Below are 15,931 nucleotides of genomic sequence, written 5' to 3' on the forward strand. Positions count from 1 at the left end.
CGGCCTCAGACCTTCTGCTCGGCTCCGGGTCCCGAAGAGGGCGCGGATACTTCATCGCCGCGCGACGCGCACATCACCTTCGACCACCCCGAGCGGTCGGCGCGCGCTCGATCGCGGGCGCCTTCGTTCGACAGAGTCTCGTTCAGTTTCTGACTCATGTCAATGAAATGGATGGGCTCGATCAACCGACGCAGGCTGTTCAATGCCGTTGAATGACCCGAAAGCCGGGTTTTCAGCTCGAGCAAGGCGGACAGCGACGCGATCAGTTCGCATTCGACTGACTATAGTCATTGCCTCGTTCACCGGACCGACGTCAATAGCGCTAGGGCTTCGGCGACTCCGAACGCAGATCCAGCTCCGTTCCGGGATCGATCGCCACCTGTTTGCTCGGACTCACGCCGAGTGCGGGGACCCGCAGATCGACCTCGTCGGCGGAGACGCGTTCTACGACTGTCGCGCGCGGCTTGCCCACCATCCCCATCGGACCCGATGTCGGGATCGACGTCGATACTTTCGCCGTGGCGTTCCGTCGAGGCGGATCAGCTCAGCGCTGCCGCGACCACTCTCCCGACGGCGGCCTTCGTCAGATAGTTGACCGCGCTGTGCGGCGCCGACCCGTTGTCGACGAACGGCAGGGTGTGCGGCACGACGCGAGAATCGCGCGCGGGCGGGAAGTACGGCTCGAGGTCAAGATGTGCCGCGACCAGATCGTCGCGGTCGACCACATTGGTCCACGCGGACACGGCGTCCGGCACTCGCGGTGGTGCGGGGCGGAGTCTGTCGTAGACGATACTTCGCAGACCGAGCGGCGATCCCAGCGTCAGGAACGACACCGGCCCGGTGGTGCGATGCAATGCCTCGTAGGCGACCACCGAACCGAGAGAATGTCCGATCACCAGGCGGGTGTCGGCGTCGACGTGTTCGAGAACGCGGTCCTGAGCGCACTGTCGCACCGTCTCCTCGGTCAGATAACTCGACACCTGGGATACCGCGCGCCACACGAACTTTCCGGCGAGACCCAGACCGAACGGCGCGAACCATCGCAGCCGCGCGAGCGCGTTCAGCGCCGGCCTGAGGGCGGCGGCCGGACCTTGCGCGCCCTCGCCGGCACCGTCGATATTCAGCAATCGGCGGGTGGCTTCGGCTCGATCACGGGGATCCGCGGCGTATTCGGCCGCCGTGCGCAGCCATTCGACGCTCAAGCGTTCCGCCAGATCCAGCGCGGCGAGATCCAGCGCGGTGTCATCGAGTGCCCTCCCACCCGATCCTTGCGCGTCGGGGTCGGTGAATCGGTCACCGTAGTAGGCCATTCTGGTCGTGACGCCGGAGGGTCGGCTGTCGCGCCACAATCGGTCCGCCAGTTCGTGGTGTCCCGCGGTGCGCACTCCCCCGGCCAGGGCCGGCAGCCATTCGGCCTCCAGGGAATCCGCGGACAACTGCTCCTGCGCGATGCCGTGCACCAGCACAATCGTCGACAACGTGACTCCGATGGGTTCGACCTGTGATTCCCCGCCCGGCCGAACGTGATTCGCCACGCGCCGACCGCGGGTCGATGATAACCGGACGCCGGAATCACCCGTTGCCGCCGTGCATGCCAACACGACGGCAACGGGCCCGGGAGGTGGCAGCTTCCCGGGGTCAGCGGGGCGGAGGTGGTGTCGCGTTCTGCTGAGCCGCCTCCTGGCGCGCGATGCGTTCCTCGTGGATTCGGATCAGTTCGCGGAATCCGATTCTGTCCCACTTCGGTTTCGGCTGGATCCCCCAATCATCCTGCGCGGTCTTCTGTCCCGCCGCCTCGGGTGGTCCACCGAACGGTGCGCCGCCGAGTGGGTAGGGATGTTCGCATTCGACGGTGTCGTCGGAGTAGCGGACCTTCATCAGCTCACTACATATCTCGGTGAACGACAGTGTCGGCCAGCCGTACCACAGCGCGAGCGCGGGCACGGTGAACGCCCCTTCGATGACCAGGGCGAACAGACAGACGAAGATGCCGCGTTTGAGCCACTTGTGCATCCCCGCGTACGCCGGGGTCGTGCCGAGCGGTAGTTCCTTGTCATCCGAATTTCGCTCTGTGGGTGCGATTTTACTCATTGTCTCGATCCTCGGTGGTGTATTCGGTTCAGTCGGAGAAGATTTCGCGGTTGACCGTGTGCAGGTACGGAATCGCGAGGAACGGGGTGATGTAGAAGATGTCGTAGAGCCACCAGCCGATGACCGGCAGGACCACGCCGTCGTAGCGCACGTCGGCGTACATGGTCATGTTGAACGTGTAGCCGATCCAGATGACGAGACCGAACCAGCAGGTGACGATCATCCACTGGTGTCCCCACCGCTTCATCTGGAGGAACGCGATGGCCGCGGCGATACGCATCGGGAAGACGGTCAGCATCAGCGCGACCTCCCAGCCCTTCTCGCCGGGTGCGCCCGCACCACCGATCCACAATTCGTTGTAGTGCCAGAAATAGCCCGCGTCGAAGAAGTTGCCCCAGGCGGTGATGATGACGCGGTTGATCAGGGTGTGGTTGGCGATCAGGTCCAACGCCCAGCCCAGACTGTTCAGCGCGGCGTCGAGAATGACCAGATACCCGATCAGCGTGACGATGATCGGTCGCACCGACAGCCCCGACTCCTGGGCTCTGCGTTGCAGCCACACCCCGCGCAGGAAGATCGGCAGACCGACGACGCCGAGCACCAGCGTGCCCATCAGCAATGTGCCCGCGGTGAGCCACCAATCGGCTTCGCGTTGGGCGCGTTTGCTCTGGTCGTGGTGTTCGTCGTAGGCATCCGCGCTTTTCGCCGGTGCTGCGGCACCGCGGCGAAGCTGGAAGGTCGAGAGTTTCACGGTGGCTCCTACCAGTCCCGGACCGAGTACATGTGCAGCTGGATGAGAAACATCGCCAGCAGAAATCCGTAGGCGAAGATCTGGACGGCGATCAGCGCTCGGCGTCGCCGGCGATCCTGGTCGTTCATGGGCGGTGCTCCCTACTTCCGGAGAGGTTGCGCGAGTGCGGTTTTCGGTGGTCCGATTCGCCGGTGCGGCGACGGCATCAGAAGGTCCCGATATTGCGCATCACCCAGTACCAGAATCCGATGACCGCGCCCATGGATCCCCAGGCGATGACCAGACGCACGATGTCCTGCCACATGATTCGACCTCCGTTGTGATCGTGTCCCCGACTGCCGAGTCGAGTCGAAGTTCGGTGCCGGCACGGTCATCGGATCTCCATGCCGCGCAGCGTGAGCGCCACGTAGTTGTCGAGCATCGCCGCGCGCGTGGACCTGGATGCGCCGCTGGTCGTCAGCAGCGCGTAGAGGCCGAGCAGGAAGAACACCGCGGCGTGGAACGGGTTCAGCCCCGCATACGCTTCGCCCTCGTCGCGAGCGCGGGCGAACTCTTCGACCACCAGGACGATCACCGGGTGGTCGGTCCACTCGTCGTCCTCGGGACGATTCGGCAAAAAGTGCAGCCCGAGAAGATCTTTGAACAGGACGGAACCCACCCGCCGCTCGACCGTCAACACCGAGCGGACCACCTCGTCCAGGGCCGCCGCCAGATCGTGCGGTTCGGCGAGCCGGTGCGCCAACCGCTTGGCGATCCGCACCTCTTCCCGCCGTTCCAATTCGAGGAGCACGTGCTCTTTGCGGGGGAAATGGAAGTAGAACGTCGCGCGGGCGACACCGGCGTCCGCCACGATGGCGCCGACGTCGGCCGCTGCCGCGCCGCTTCGACGGAATTCCGCGAGGGCGGCGTCCAGCACACGCCGTCGCGTCCGGAGGCGCTGGGCTTCACGCCCATCCGGTGTGGTCCTCGCCTCGGTCATGGAGATGTTGGTACGCGATGATACTGACTTAAGTCAATGTTTTATTTCAGTGACTTGTATCAGCCAACTCTCTGAAAAAGTATCTCTAGCTGGCACTAGTATGATGTCAAGCTGACTGGAATCATGATATTGCACGGGACACGCCCCCAGACTTCGATGAATGAACTACACCGTGCGGATCCGACGACACTCCGCACACCGAGCCGACCCGCGATCGCCCGGTGCACCATCCACCTCGCCGCATCCGACTTGGTACTTTGACCACCAGGAGTTGATGGAGCGGCCCGAAAGGAATCATGCCGACGGAGGGCAAGGTCCCGGCGCGGGAGCTGAAGCGTCGCCAGACTCGCGAGCGCCTGCTCGGCGCGGCCATCAGCGAGTTCAGGCGCAAGGGCATGGTCGCGGCCGAAGTCGGGGAAATCGTGTCGGCGGCCGGAGTCGCGCACGGCACGTTCTTCTTCCACTTCCCGACCAAGGAACACGTGCTGATCGAACTCGAGCGGCGCGAGGAAGAGCGCATGGCCGAGGAACTCACCCGGTTCTTCAAGAAATCGCCCGACCTGCCGTCGGCGCTCACCGAAATCGTCCGCGTGCTACTGGCCCTCGAACATCGCCTCGGCACCACCCTGTTCAAAGACTTTCTCGCACTGCACTTCTCCACCACGCGACCACCCCAGGAGGAGTGGCGCCAGCACCCGGTGATCGTCGCCGTGGTCGAGGAACTGGAGCGAGCCCGTGACCGCGGGGACATTCCGGCGGGCACCGACGTGTTCTACAACGCGGTGTTCTTCCTACTGGGTTTGTACGCCCTGCTGATCACCATCCCCGATATCGCGTCGGTGCGGGAGCCGGTCATCGAGAAATACGTGACCACCGCGTTGCACGGCATGCTCGGGCCGAGTGGATCCTGACGCGAGGGCCGTTTCCCCGACCGTCGGTGGTCGTCCGATCCACCGTGCATCGATTTCCGAAACCGTGAACCTCATGCCGCGAGTCCGCGTAGTGTCCGGACCTCACGACGATCCGGACCGGAGGCGAAGGCGATGGCGACAGCAGTTCGACGACGGAAATTCCGGGCACCGACCACCGGCATCGCAGCCCTCGCGGCACTATCGGCCCTGTTCATGGCCCCCGTGACCGCCGCCGCGTCCCCCGGCGCCTGGACCGCCGCGCGGTCACCCGCCGCGGCACCACCCGGCCCCGAGGTGAACCTGAACGACTACTGCCCGGACCGGGGCGCCGACGCCCACCTCGCCGACGGCCGCACCGTGTATTGCACGCCGGTCCAGGGCACCGACGCCCTGGTCTGGTCCTACAGCCGGGGTCCGCTCACTCGCGATCCCAACACCCGCGGCTACACCTGTGACGACGGCCGATGCCGTTTCCCCGACGGCAGCGACGTCCCCGGATACCAGCGCTGCGGAATTCTGTGCGGCGAACCTCCCACCAGCGGCGATGTCCAGAGCGGCTTGGCCGACTGCTTCGAGGCGGGCACACCGTTCGAGGAATGCGAGCGCCGGATTCGATAGGGCGCGGCCCCACATCGGACTTCGCTCGCGACACCGGGTCAGATCGGTGGTCGCCGGGATCGCGGTGACGCACGAAGCGCGCCGCCGCGACCCCGTCGGCGTCACACCAGCGTCAGCGCGAAGGCCGCCAGCCCGACCAGGACCGCGCCGGTGAGCACCTGCACGCGGCAGTCGATGACGCACATCAGGGACAGGAAACCCGGCATCGACCCGCCGTGGCGCGTATGCACGATCGCCAGCGCGCTCGACAGGCAGCGCCCGAGCGACACCGCAGCGGTGATCCATGACGCGGTGATGGGGGTTTCGGTCACAGCACGGCTAGGGCGACAGCGAGGGATCGATGCCGACTTCGGGAGACTTTCTGGCGCTTTCCAGGCCTCAATACGAAATCGACCCCTGACCGGTCATGCTGATGCGCTGGTCAGGGGTCGTTTACTGCTCCCCCATCTGGACTCGAACCAGAAACCTGCCGATTAACAGTCACGCGTAAGCCCCCTAATACCAACATACCAATACGATCTGCGCGACGAAATATGCAGGTCAAACCCACCGTCTCATGAGGTATGATGGTATGACTCACCATGAGTTGTTGGTACTAATCTCAGGACCAACAGATGTTGGTACCTACATTTTATGGCGTCGGACGACCACGGCAGGGCGCCAGGAACAGGGTTAGAACCGATGGGAAAATCCACCAAGACCAAGCGCGCCGACAATGGAACGGCGACCTGCAAATGGGATGCGAAGAAACAGCTCTACCGCGCGTCTCAGGCCAACCCACATCCCACCGGCAAGCCCCGGCGGCTCGAAGCAACGAGCACGATCCGCGACGACGCACTGGAGAAGCTGCGCCGCAAAGTCGCTCGCGCGGAGAAGGGTCTGACCCCAACCCTTCCCAGGGGCACCGTCGGCGAATACCTCGAAACCTGGCTCGCCTACATCCAGTCCCGACGCGCGCCGAAGACCTACCGCAACTACAGCGGCGAAATGCGCCTCCACGTCATCCCCCGCATCGGCGACAAGCAACTGCGCTCGCTGAATGTCACCGACATCAACGACCTCTACGACGACATCATGATCGCCATCGCGCGCAGCGGAAACGGCACAGGCATCGCGACCACGCGCTCCATTCACCGCACACTCAACTCGGCATTCAATACCGCCGTCGCTCGTGAACTGATCGACCGCAACCCCGCCAAGTTGGCCGAGCAGCCGAAGGCACCCAGGCAGACTCGCCGCTCCCTCAGCGCCGACCAGGCCATGACACTGCTACGCACCGGCTACCGCGAAAACCATCCATTCGCCACACCACTGGCCATCATGCTGTTCACCGGTGTTCGTCTCGGCGAAGCCATCGGACTCACCTGGCCAATGGTCAACCCGTCGACCAAACTCGACGGTACCGGCGGCACCGTGGAAGTCATCTGGCAACTGCAAACCCACGCCCGTGACCACGGCTGTGGAACGCAACGCGACGACGGTTCATGGCGCTGCGGCAAAAAGCGCGGCAACATGTGCTCCAACCCCGTGGACACGATGCGCCCCGACTACGAGAACATCCACATCGACAGAAGCCTGTATCTCACCCGCCCCAAGTCGGCAGCCTCGATTCGACTGCTGCCCATGACACCTCAGCTCAACGCATTCATCACATGGCAGGCCGCCAAGACGTTCAACCTCACCGACAACCAGCACCAGTTCGTCACCCTCGATCCGCGCTTCACCGAGTCGCGCCCGATCCCACCGAAGTACGCCTGGACGCTTTTCAAAGACCTGATCAAGATGGCAGGTCTGCCCGAGGACATCATCGCCCACGAGATGCGGCACACCACCGTCACGCTGCTGACCGAAGCCGGTGTCGAAGCCGCGGTGATCCAGAAGATCTGTGGCCACACCAACGCCGCGACCACCGGCATCTACACCCACGTCAATCAAGCATTGGCAGCCGGCGCGCTCGGCCAACTCGACAAACTCATGAACCTCGGTCTTCCCGGGCCGAATCCGGCACTCGTCGCCTGACGACCGAAGCCCCCGTAGGCCCGGCAACGACCTACGGGGGCTCGTAGCCAGGAAGGAACCCTGGTGCGCGACATCTGATCTGGGAATTGACGGTGCAGCGGTCCGTGGCCGTTAACAAAGCACCTCACCGACGGGGCATCGTTTGGTTGCGAAACCCCTGCCTCCTCACGGCCCGATTGTCTGACTTCGCACGGCCGAGCCAAGGGAAAAACGCCCTTGACACGACCTCACTCAGTTTCAGGATGGCCAGCAGGAAGCAGGGGAAGGGAAGTCACCCGGACATACCGAACCAACCGATGGACCGCCGACATCGTCAGAGCCGACGGACCACCATCAGGTCGTCGGCGTAATTGAACTCTATGGAACCTTCTATCGGGGTGCCATCGGTTCGATGGATATTCCCTCCGAAGGCATGCGCGGTCAGGAACTCGTCCGGATCACCCGGCATCGTTCCCTCGCGATGTTCAGGTAGCAACGATCGCGTGGTCTTCACGGTCATCCAGAGGTCGTGCGAGTCATGTGACCTGATCACATCGCCAACTTCGATGCTTGCTACAGGTACCGATTCGGTTTGCACCGCAACACTGTACGTCCAAGATTCCCGAAGCACCCGAACATCAGACGCAACCGACCGATCCGTGGCCACGCAAGTGCACTCATGGGATGATCTTGAACATGCCTATGCTTTCGCGCCACCTCCGCTCTCAGGTGAACAGACAGGCGATTCAGTGCGCGTTCCTCACCCTTGCGGTTGGGATCTTGGCCGTCGCGTGCGGGAGCTCAAGCACAGAATCCGACACCAGCACCGACCAGGCCTTACCAGCCCACTTGTCTCCTACTGCAACGACTTTGCCCAAGACCATCTCGAGCGTCCCCCGCGAGCCCGCGTATCCAGCCAAGTTCGCGAAGGAATTTAGTTCGACGCAATGGGCGACCATCTCATCGATCAAGTACGGAACGTATGTGTGCAACAGCTTCGATGCTGGATACTTGCCTACCGCAATCATCGATGCCGTCTACCGGAGCCTGCATGCGCAGGAACAACCCCCCTCGCGGTTTCGGGAATGGACACGCGCCGATGCCGAATACATCGTCTACGCGTCAGGGGACAACTTCTGCCCCGAGTACTCGGATGCACACGAGTAGCTGGCGTGCCGATGGATTGCGGTTCGCGCCATGGACGTGCAACGTCCGGGGCAACACCACACCGAGCTGACCTGCGCGGATGAATTGCTGAACAAAATCCGTCGAGGGACAGCCGTATGACGATGAAGCCACCGCGTCGGCGTAGCGCGCCCGTCGCGGACCAATCTACGTAGTTCGATGTGGTCATATGCTTTGTCGGCGTGCAACTTCGCCGGTCGACGTCTGCGCGGACCACGTGGCGACCGCACCGCCGGGATCGCTCGAGCCAGCGGCCGCAGCGCTTCGGCGTCGTTGGTATTTGCCGCCGAAATGGCTACGGTCAGCGAGATTCCGGCGCGATCGGACAGCACGTGCAGTTTCGAGCCGGACTTGCCGTGGTCGACCGGGCTCGGGCCGGTCATGGCGCCCTCTTTTCGCTCGTAACGACGCCGCATCGACCACCGCTCGCGACCAGTCGATCAAGGCCTCGCTACCCAGCTCGTCGAGACCGCACGATGTAGTCGCCGCCACAGACCCGCTTCGGTCCAGGCAGTGAACCGGCGATGCGCCGTCGGAACGATCACCCGAACGAAGGCGGCAACATCCGCTAGGCGCAACCGCTGGTCAACACGAACACCACCGCGGTGAACACCGCACGCTCATCGACCGGCGCGGTCCCGCCACCCTGCGCACGCGCCTCGAACCTCGGCAAAAACGGCTCGACCAGCGCCCACAACCCATCCGACACCAGACGCTGCGACAGAACATCGACCACGACCAGACATTATGCAGCACAACAAGCTACGGCACACGCTGAACGAACTACGACGACGTGAGACACGGTCTAAGTTTGCCTTATGAGCGATTCAGCGGACCAAGTGATTGTCATCGGCAAGTTCGAGCAGTTCAAGGTCGATAACTATCCGAAGCTGTCCGATGACGACGCCTTCGAACGGTTCGCCTCTGACCTACTACTCAGGCAGTATGGCACCGAACCCGCAGACATCGAACGCGGCCTTGTGTCGGGCAGCAATGACGGCGGTATCGACGGGGTCTTTCTGTTCCTGAACCAACGTGAACCCGTGAATCCGGATTCGGTCCGACTGACGAAGCGCAAAAACGCCCTTGCCGGTTTGCAGAACGGCGTCTCGTTGGACGTCGTAGTCGTCCAGACGAAGAAGGAGAAGTCTTGGGACACCAACGTATTTATGAAGATCGAGAGCGCCTTACGGGCGATCTTCGATGATCAACAGTCGGCTGCGGACCTGAGGGCCTTCCCCCTGAACGACGACATCGTCGAGAAGGCCATGACGTGGCGAAAGTTGCGAACCAACCTAGCGATGCTGGTGCCGGTCGTACATTTCCACGTCTACTACGCCGCCTTGGCATCACAGAAACACGTGAACAGCTACATGACTACGAAGGCAAAACAGCTGAAGGGCTGGCTGAACGGCAGCCTACCAACAGGAAGCACGACGACAGTCGAATACGTGGGCGATGCGGGGTTGGTTACTCGGCTGCGCGACAGCACTGATTTCAAAGCGAAGCTGGTGCTGACGAAACTGCCGGTTCGTGAGGGGAATGCACTGGTGGGCCTCGTTTCGGTAGCGGAGTACGTCAAGTTCCTTCGATACGAGAAGACTGCGACCATCCGCGAAGAGATGTTCGAGGTCAACGTGCGGGACTACGCTGGCTCCAATGTTCGCGTCAACGACGCAATCGGAAAGACCCTCGCGAGCGATTCGGACTCCCGGTTCTGGTGGCTGAACAACGGAATTACGGTCATCGCAGACAAAGCAGACAACCCGCTTGAGCTGGAATGGGTCCTGACAAACCCGCTGATCGTCAACGGCCTCCAGACCTCCCATGTCATCCATGAGCAGGAGGTCGCCAAGGCCATCACGAAGAGTCGGCTGCAGCAATCGATCCTCGTCCGCGTCATCACCGAATCAGATCCCAACGTGCGTGAAGCGGTCATCAGCGGAACGAACAATCAGACAGCGATCGCCAGCCTTCAACTGCACGCCAACGAAGGGAAGCAGCTGCGCATCGAGGAGTACCTGCGGCCGAACGGTTGGTACTACGAACGACGTCGATACCAGTATCGCGGCGAAAAGGTTCCCGCGAGCAAAATCCGCACTATGACGGAGGTCGGACAGGCCGTCATGGCGACTCGCCTTCTACTCCCCGATACCGCACGAGCACGGCCCGCGTCGCTACTGGGCACAGCTACGGGGTGGACAAGAGTCTTCGCGCCTGGCGAATCGGAGGAGTTGTACCTAAAGGCGCTGGTAGTCGTTGATGCGGTCGATGACTATCTGAGGACACCCGCGGCCAAAGCGATAGCCGACAACGCGACGAACGCGCGCTTCTACCTGGCCGCAGGCTATGTCCTGGAGGCGTCGAGGGTGAAGAAGCTCGACGACTTCGCGAAAGTTCCGACCGCGAGCCTCAAGGACAACCCGACTTCATCCACACTCGCTGCCCTGCACACGTTGCTCAACGCGGAGGTGAAGATGCTCGATGACGGTAAGACGGCGGTGGATCGCATATTTAAAGGTCCGTACCTCAAGGTCGCTTTTTTCGGGAAAATCCTCAGTGGTGGCTAATACACCTGACGGCACCGTCTGCGGCACTCGTCAAATCCAATTGCCCAAGTCGAAATTATGGCCAAGGTCGTCGTAGTTGCCGTCGGTGCATAGCTTGTCGCGAGCCAATTAAGGCGGCAGTTCAATGATGAGGGAGGGGCCGCCGATCCGCGGCTCACCGTAGCAGGCAGCAACAGTCGCGGAGCGAACCGGCGTTGAGCGTCAGATTGCGGCGTCCGGGATCAGAGTTTGCCGGGGATCGCGGCCTACCTGCACGCGATCCCCGGGCACGCGCACGAGGAAGTGCTAGTCGCTCACAGTAGGCCCGATGCTCTATTGCACCGGTAGCCAGCCGGTTTCAGCTGTCGTCGGCATTGGCCTCGTCGGACTCCGCCATGACGTTGCCGACGAGCGCGGGCACGTCGATGGCAGTGCGCGCGGGCCGTGCGCGACCCTCTGCAAAGGCCAAGCGCGCGGCCGCCAGGTCGGCCAGTCGTACCGCCTGGATCACGATGACGCGCCGGAGTCCGGCCGAGACCTCACCGCGCTCGTGCGCGACTGCTGCCACGCGGGCCAGCGTCTCTGCCCGGCGCGCGATCCGCACATCGGGGTGTTCGCGGTCCTCGCGCATGTTCTCGGGGATGAGGTCGAAGCGGTACGCCGCGGGCAGGGCGACGATCGCCGAGACCGGCGGGATCTTCTCGTTAAGGATCGCCTTGTACTTCGATTTCTGAATAGCGCGCACGTATGCCGAGTACTCGATGGCGTCTACTAGGGCACGCCGTACTTTGGCTGGCTCCTGACGAAGGTGCTGGACCGGGTACAGCTCCATCTCGGCGACTTCGAATGGGTCGAGGATCCGGTAGGCCAGGGTGTCCGAGCGCTGCCCGCGCAGGTGACGGCCGATGCGGGTGCCGAAATCCTCGGTGGTCTGTCCGACGTAAATCGGTTCGCCGTCATAGTCGTAGAAGGCGTACACGCCGATGCATTTGGTCAGTTTGTCGCCGCTCGCGTCGTCCACGGTGTCGAGGGCTTCGGACAATTTCTCGCGAAACCCCTGCACGAAACGGGTCGGCATCGACTTCTTTGTCGGCGGCTTCCTGTCTGGATCGTTGTAGCTGGCGATTCCTCTACTACCCAACGACGTGATCCTCATCAATCAACACGGCAGGGGCAAGCTCACCCTTGACCAGCGGTTTTAGGTAGTTCTCGGCGAGCCAGCCGACCGCGGGCACAGCCACGGCGTCGCCGAAGGCGAATTGCACCTGGGAGTCCCGGAATCCGTCTATGTTGTACTGGTCGGCACCCATCAGGGCGGCGTACTCGACGCCAGTCATCCAGCGAATGTCAACCTTGCCGTAGCCCATGCGGACGACGGCCTGCTTGGATGATCCGCCGCGCGCGGTCCGCAGGCAACCCGACACGTCGTCTGAGCGCATCTCCCAGACAGGGACGCCTCCGCGGGTGCGCCTGTAAGCGGTGCGGAATTGGTAGCGACGACGCTGACGGCGCAGTCGGTCGAGCCGGTCGCGCTGCACCTCCGACATGGAGTCGAGGAACGCAGATACTCGCTCGTCGTCCCACCAGCGAGGGTCTTCGCTGGGCAGGCGCTCCAGTTTGTCGCCGAGGCCTTTGACGAGGTGGTTGGGCGGTGTCGGCAGTGGTGCGCGGTGGGTCCGTAGTGTCGGGTCCCCGAAGAACGCCTCTGTCCAGGCCGGCCGTAAGGGGTGCTCGATCGCGTCGGACTCGACCAGCTCGCGCGATCCGACGAGGAACATCCGCGGCCGGGACTGAGGGACGAAGCGGCGCGCGTCGATCGCGAGGATGTCGACCGAGTAACCCAGTTCGTTGAATTCGCGGATCGCGGCGGTGAGGTCATCGCCTCCGTGCGAGGTGGACAGACCGATCACGTTCTCAAGCACCACGGCTGCGGGGCGCTCGTCCTCGGGGATGGCGCGCAGAACGCTGGTGAATGCGTAGAAGGCCGAGGACTCGCGGCCAGCCAAGCCCGTGCGGTTCCCCGCTAGCGACAAGTCGGTGCACGGCGAACTGGCCCAGGCCAGGTCGGCGGCGGGCAGAGTCGCAGGGTCCACGTCGTTGACGTCGCAGACGACCATTACATCGTCCTCGAACTGCGCGCGGTACATCTCAGCCTTGTCCGGGGAGATGTCGTTGGCCCAGGCGGTCTCGAATCCGGCCTGGTCCAAGCCCATCCGGGCGAGCCCGACACCGGCGAAGAACTCCAGAACGCGGGGTCGCGGGCGCAGCGGAATGACAGGCATGTGATTAGGGTAGACGTCCCCCGACCTAGCTCGTCACAAATAAGCCAGGCGCGTTGTATTGATCACACCGACGATGCGGATAGCATCGTCGTGTGGCACCCGAAGACCAGACCTGCCCGCGGTACGGGGCAGATAACGGCTATGACAAACACGGCTGCCGGTGCCACAAAGCTCACAGCACGAAGTCGCGCGAAGACATGCGCAATGGCGGATGAACGGGACGGCCGGGAGCTGGGCGTCAACGCCCGCCGTGCGCAGGTCTATGGTTTCGAACCGCCGGCGCGACACGAAACCTGAGATCGCGGTCCGGAAGCTGCTCCATGCCAGGGGTTTTCGGTATCGCGTCGACTACGCGCCGGACCGTGGACACCTCAGGAACCGGGCCGACATCGTGTTCACGCGAGCGAGAGTAGCGGTGTTCATCGACGGGTGCTGGTGGCACGGCTGTAAACAGCACCATCGAGCCCCCAAGGCAAACAGCAACTATTGGTCGTCCAAGATCGCGAGGAACACCGAGCGCGACCGATACGTCAGCGAGATGCTGCGTGAGCGCGGCTGGACGGTACTGCGGTTCTGGGAGCACCAGCGAGCGGCGGAGGTCGCCGATGAGATTGCTCGGGAGGTCTCCAACCGATCGTCTAGGAACATGGATACCCAGATAGTTACGACTCATGTCGTGAGCGATCAGAAATAATAAATGTACTCGCGCCGGTATCACCGAACTACCTCGTCCGCGCGCTGCAACCGGCAGGATCCACCGCGGTGAAGCCCCGGTCGAACTGACTTTCAGCTCGACGAGCACGCCAGCAGTCTGGGCCAAATGGATGCGATGAGGGATCTTCGCAGGCGAATCGGTGAAGGGTTGGGAACACCCACCAACAATGGACCACACGTTTCAAGTGGATGATCGACTTCAGCGTGTCTTGTCTTTGACGAGGTATTCGAGTCGGTAGGTGGGGTGCACGTGGACGGGCCTGCTCTGGCCGTCGAAGAGGACGCGCAGGCTCGCGTCGGGAGCGCTGACGATCGTTCCAAGCTGGGGGTAGCCTCGGCCAGTGAACCGGACGCGCCCGTTCTTCTCTGCTGGAACGTTGTACGTTTCGCAGATCCATTTGAAGCTCATCTGCGCAGCTCACGGACGGCGTGACCCCATTGCGGTGACGGTCCGGGCGTCCATCCCTGCGGGGTGCGGGTGTTGCTCATGCTCTGGCGCTGTCCTTGTTGTGATGGTCGTACATGGCGAGTGGAAACCTCTCTAGGGGCAGCGTTTCCGCAAGGGTTCAGGCTGAGAATCCGTAGGGGACTTCGAGTCCCAGTCGGCGCATTCGAATCTCGAGCAGATCGGCGCGAATGCCGATGAGTGCGGCGAGGCGATCGAGGCGGATGTCACCGAAGCCCTGGAAGTGAGCGATCTCCTCGAGCAGGTCACCGTCAGGGATTGCCGGGGGCGGGTAGTTGGTGCTGCCCTTGCGGCGGGTGCCGGCGATGGTTCCGATGCTGATATCGGCTTCGACCGCCCACGGTTCGTGGTACTGCTGCGACGGCAGCGGTTTGGACCGTTGGAGCGCGTTCACTTCATCTGCCGCAGGTTGGCCACGATCGAGTGCGACAGCTCATAGAGGTCGAGCACCTGGGGGCCGTGTGGGGAGTCGATCCATGCGCCGTTGCCGGTGACATGGACCGCGGTGAAGGTCCCCAGGAAGCCGGTCAGGGTGGCGGTGACCATGGCGACTTCGGCAGAGGCAGCGTCTTTTCCGGCCTTCACGGCCGAAGTCTGCACGCTTGCGGTGTCGTTCATCATGGGCGTTCGGGCTGCCAGATGCTGCGCGGCCGGTCATCGAAGATGTTGGGCGCGAACTCGGCGAGGTGGGCGCCGATCATCTCGGCGATGCGATGGATCTGGGCGTCGGCGAGTTCGGTGTCACGCTTGGTGAGGAATTCCAGCCAGGCGCGGTAGTTGCCGGTGAGCACCATTTTTGTCTCGGTCATGTTGGGCAGGAACTCGCGCGCGGCTTCGCGGGCTTGTTTGCGGGCGACACCCTTTTCGAGGTAGCGGTCGACGTTGCGTCGGTATCGCTCCAGCGCGAAGTCGGCCGCGTCGTTCAGATCGGCGATGGCCGCGTCGTCGCCTTGGTATAGCGGCGGGATGACGAACCGGACGTTGGTGTCGTCGACGAAGCGCTGGGAGAGTTGGCTCGGCGAGATGTGGCGGTGGCGGACCATTTCGTGGGAGAAGCTGCGCGAGATGCCGGTGAGGTAGTAGCTGGCGTGGGCGTGCTCGAGGATGCTGAGATCTTTTTTGCGCAGGATGTTGTCCATGTAGCCTGCGGCGGTCGCAGTCTCCGGGACCGGCCGGTGGAAGGACTGGTAGCAGGCTCTGCCCGCGAACTGGGCGAGTTCTTCACCGTCGTTGACCGCGTCGATGCTCAGGTCGTAGTCGACACTCGCGGGCGGCTCGAAGAGAGTGGATCCGACCAACTCGACTTTCGGGGTAACAAATACTGCCATACCGCAATATATTATGAGGCATGAAGAAGATGTATGCCTTGACATGTTCAGGCATTACT

19 protein-coding genes and 2 pseudogenes are annotated in these 15,931 nt (G+C 62.9%); 6 read left to right on the forward strand and 15 right to left on the reverse strand.

Annotated elements, in window-relative coordinates:
- Nucleotides 1-5: 5 nt before the first annotated feature.
- From DAT37_RS43875 to DAT37_RS05735, 6 genes are all read right to left on the reverse strand, one after another.
- Nucleotides 6-185 carry a hypothetical protein gene (locus DAT37_RS43875; protein WP_198654111.1) on the reverse strand — a complete coding sequence of 60 codons (180 nt, stop codon included), beginning with the start codon at nucleotides 183-185 and terminating at the stop codon, nucleotides 6-8.
- A 137-nt stretch (nucleotides 186-322) separates the two neighbouring features.
- Nucleotides 323-472, reverse strand: coding sequence for a hypothetical protein (locus tag DAT37_RS43880; RefSeq protein ID WP_157978307.1), 150 nt, complete (start codon nucleotides 470-472; stop codon nucleotides 323-325).
- Between the two features lie 67 nt (nucleotides 473-539).
- Nucleotides 540-1,478, reverse strand: a complete 939-nt coding sequence (locus DAT37_RS05720) for a hypothetical protein (RefSeq protein WP_109523961.1) — start codon at nucleotides 1,476-1,478, stop codon at nucleotides 540-542.
- A gap of 160 nt (nucleotides 1,479-1,638) precedes the next feature.
- Entirely contained in the window at nucleotides 1,639-2,091 is a 453-nt protein-coding gene (locus DAT37_RS05725; protein WP_109523637.1) for a hypothetical protein, read from the reverse strand.
- A 28-nt stretch (nucleotides 2,092-2,119) separates the two neighbouring features.
- Nucleotides 2,120-2,842: a hypothetical protein gene (locus DAT37_RS05730; protein WP_198654112.1), complete on the reverse strand. Its 723-nt coding sequence runs from the start codon at nucleotides 2,840-2,842 to the stop codon at nucleotides 2,120-2,122.
- 370 nt (nucleotides 2,843-3,212) lie between these two features.
- Nucleotides 3,213-3,821, reverse strand: coding sequence for a TetR/AcrR family transcriptional regulator (locus DAT37_RS05735; protein WP_109523639.1), 609 nt, complete (start codon nucleotides 3,819-3,821; stop codon nucleotides 3,213-3,215).
- 296 nt (nucleotides 3,822-4,117) lie between these two features.
- On the opposite strand from DAT37_RS05735, the gene DAT37_RS05740 reads away from it, so the two are divergent.
- Together DAT37_RS05740 and DAT37_RS05745 are read left to right on the forward strand one after the other, a co-directional pair.
- On the forward strand, nucleotides 4,118-4,732 hold the full coding sequence (locus DAT37_RS05740; protein ID WP_109523640.1) for a TetR/AcrR family transcriptional regulator: 615 nt from the start codon (nucleotides 4,118-4,120) through the stop codon (nucleotides 4,730-4,732).
- A gap of 132 nt (nucleotides 4,733-4,864) precedes the next feature.
- Nucleotides 4,865-5,350, forward strand: coding sequence for a hypothetical protein (locus DAT37_RS05745; protein ID WP_109523641.1), 486 nt, complete (start codon nucleotides 4,865-4,867; stop codon nucleotides 5,348-5,350).
- A 101-nt stretch (nucleotides 5,351-5,451) separates the two neighbouring features.
- On the opposite strand, the pseudogene DAT37_RS05750 reads toward DAT37_RS05745, so the two are convergent.
- A pseudogene (locus DAT37_RS05750) lies at nucleotides 5,452-5,622 on the reverse strand (methylamine utilization protein); the annotation flags it as partial.
- Between the two features lie 409 nt (nucleotides 5,623-6,031).
- Between DAT37_RS05750 and DAT37_RS05755 the strand changes: the two are divergent.
- Entirely contained in the window at nucleotides 6,032-7,369 is a 1,338-nt protein-coding gene (locus DAT37_RS05755) for a tyrosine-type recombinase/integrase (protein ID WP_198654113.1), read from the forward strand.
- A 313-nt stretch (nucleotides 7,370-7,682) separates the two neighbouring features.
- On the opposite strand, the gene DAT37_RS05760 is transcribed toward DAT37_RS05755, so the two are convergent.
- On the reverse strand, nucleotides 7,683-7,946 hold the full coding sequence (locus tag DAT37_RS05760; RefSeq protein WP_157978308.1) for a hypothetical protein: 264 nt from the start codon (nucleotides 7,944-7,946) through the stop codon (nucleotides 7,683-7,685).
- A gap of 272 nt (nucleotides 7,947-8,218) precedes the next feature.
- Here DAT37_RS05760 and DAT37_RS44800 point away from each other — a divergent pair, with 272 nt between their 5' ends.
- Entirely contained in the window at nucleotides 8,219-8,515 is a 297-nt protein-coding gene (locus tag DAT37_RS44800; RefSeq protein WP_198654146.1) for a DUF732 domain-containing protein, read from the forward strand.
- A 137-nt stretch (nucleotides 8,516-8,652) separates the two neighbouring features.
- Here the strand turns inward: DAT37_RS44800 and DAT37_RS45270 are convergent.
- Nucleotides 8,653-9,269, reverse strand: a pseudogene (locus DAT37_RS45270) (IS5 family transposase); the annotation flags it as partial.
- A gap of 82 nt (nucleotides 9,270-9,351) precedes the next feature.
- Here DAT37_RS45270 and DAT37_RS05775 point away from each other — a divergent pair.
- Nucleotides 9,352-11,103 (forward strand): AIPR family protein, encoded by a 1,752-nt coding sequence (locus tag DAT37_RS05775; protein WP_109523645.1) that lies wholly within the window; start codon nucleotides 9,352-9,354, stop codon nucleotides 11,101-11,103.
- A 337-nt stretch (nucleotides 11,104-11,440) separates the two neighbouring features.
- Here DAT37_RS05775 and DAT37_RS05780 read toward each other — a convergent pair whose 3' ends face one another.
- Nucleotides 11,441-12,238 (reverse strand): GIY-YIG nuclease family protein, encoded by a 798-nt coding sequence (locus tag DAT37_RS05780; protein ID WP_232839533.1) that lies wholly within the window; start codon nucleotides 12,236-12,238, stop codon nucleotides 11,441-11,443.
- Nucleotides 12,216-13,364 carry a DNA cytosine methyltransferase gene (locus DAT37_RS05785; RefSeq protein ID WP_109523647.1) on the reverse strand — a complete coding sequence of 383 codons (1,149 nt, stop codon included), beginning with the start codon at nucleotides 13,362-13,364 and terminating at the stop codon, nucleotides 12,216-12,218. Before DAT37_RS05785 ends, DAT37_RS05780 begins: the two co-directional genes overlap by 23 nt.
- Before the next feature lie 211 nt (nucleotides 13,365-13,575).
- Between DAT37_RS05785 and DAT37_RS05790 the strand changes: the two genes are divergently transcribed.
- A complete protein-coding gene (locus tag DAT37_RS05790; protein ID WP_109523648.1) occupies nucleotides 13,576-14,058 on the forward strand; it encodes a very short patch repair endonuclease in 483 nt (160 codons plus the stop codon).
- 219 nt (nucleotides 14,059-14,277) lie between these two features.
- Here the strand turns inward: DAT37_RS05790 and DAT37_RS05795 are convergent, their stop codons facing one another.
- The 4 genes from DAT37_RS05795 to thyX all read right to left on the reverse strand — a co-directional run bounded on the left by DAT37_RS05795 (nucleotide 14,278) and on the right by thyX (nucleotide 15,872).
- Nucleotides 14,278-14,487, reverse strand: a complete 210-nt coding sequence (locus tag DAT37_RS05795; RefSeq protein WP_109523649.1) for a hypothetical protein — start codon at nucleotides 14,485-14,487, stop codon at nucleotides 14,278-14,280.
- A 157-nt stretch (nucleotides 14,488-14,644) separates the two neighbouring features.
- Nucleotides 14,645-14,938 carry a hypothetical protein gene (locus tag DAT37_RS05800; protein ID WP_109523650.1) on the reverse strand — a complete coding sequence of 98 codons (294 nt, stop codon included), beginning with the start codon at nucleotides 14,936-14,938 and terminating at the stop codon, nucleotides 14,645-14,647.
- Nucleotides 14,935-15,165: a hypothetical protein gene (locus DAT37_RS05805; RefSeq protein ID WP_157978309.1), complete on the reverse strand. Its 231-nt coding sequence runs from the start codon at nucleotides 15,163-15,165 to the stop codon at nucleotides 14,935-14,937. The genes DAT37_RS05800 and DAT37_RS05805 overlap by 4 nt, the downstream gene beginning before the upstream one ends.
- A complete protein-coding gene (thyX, locus tag DAT37_RS05810) occupies nucleotides 15,162-15,872 on the reverse strand; it encodes an FAD-dependent thymidylate synthase (RefSeq protein WP_157978310.1) in 711 nt (236 codons plus the stop codon). The genes DAT37_RS05805 and thyX overlap by 4 nt, the downstream gene beginning before the upstream one ends.
- Nucleotides 15,873-15,931: the final 59 nt, after the last annotated feature.

Source organism: Nocardia aurea, assembly GCF_003123685.1.
Taxonomy (GTDB): domain Bacteria; phylum Actinomycetota; class Actinomycetes; order Mycobacteriales; family Mycobacteriaceae; genus Nocardia; species Nocardia aurea.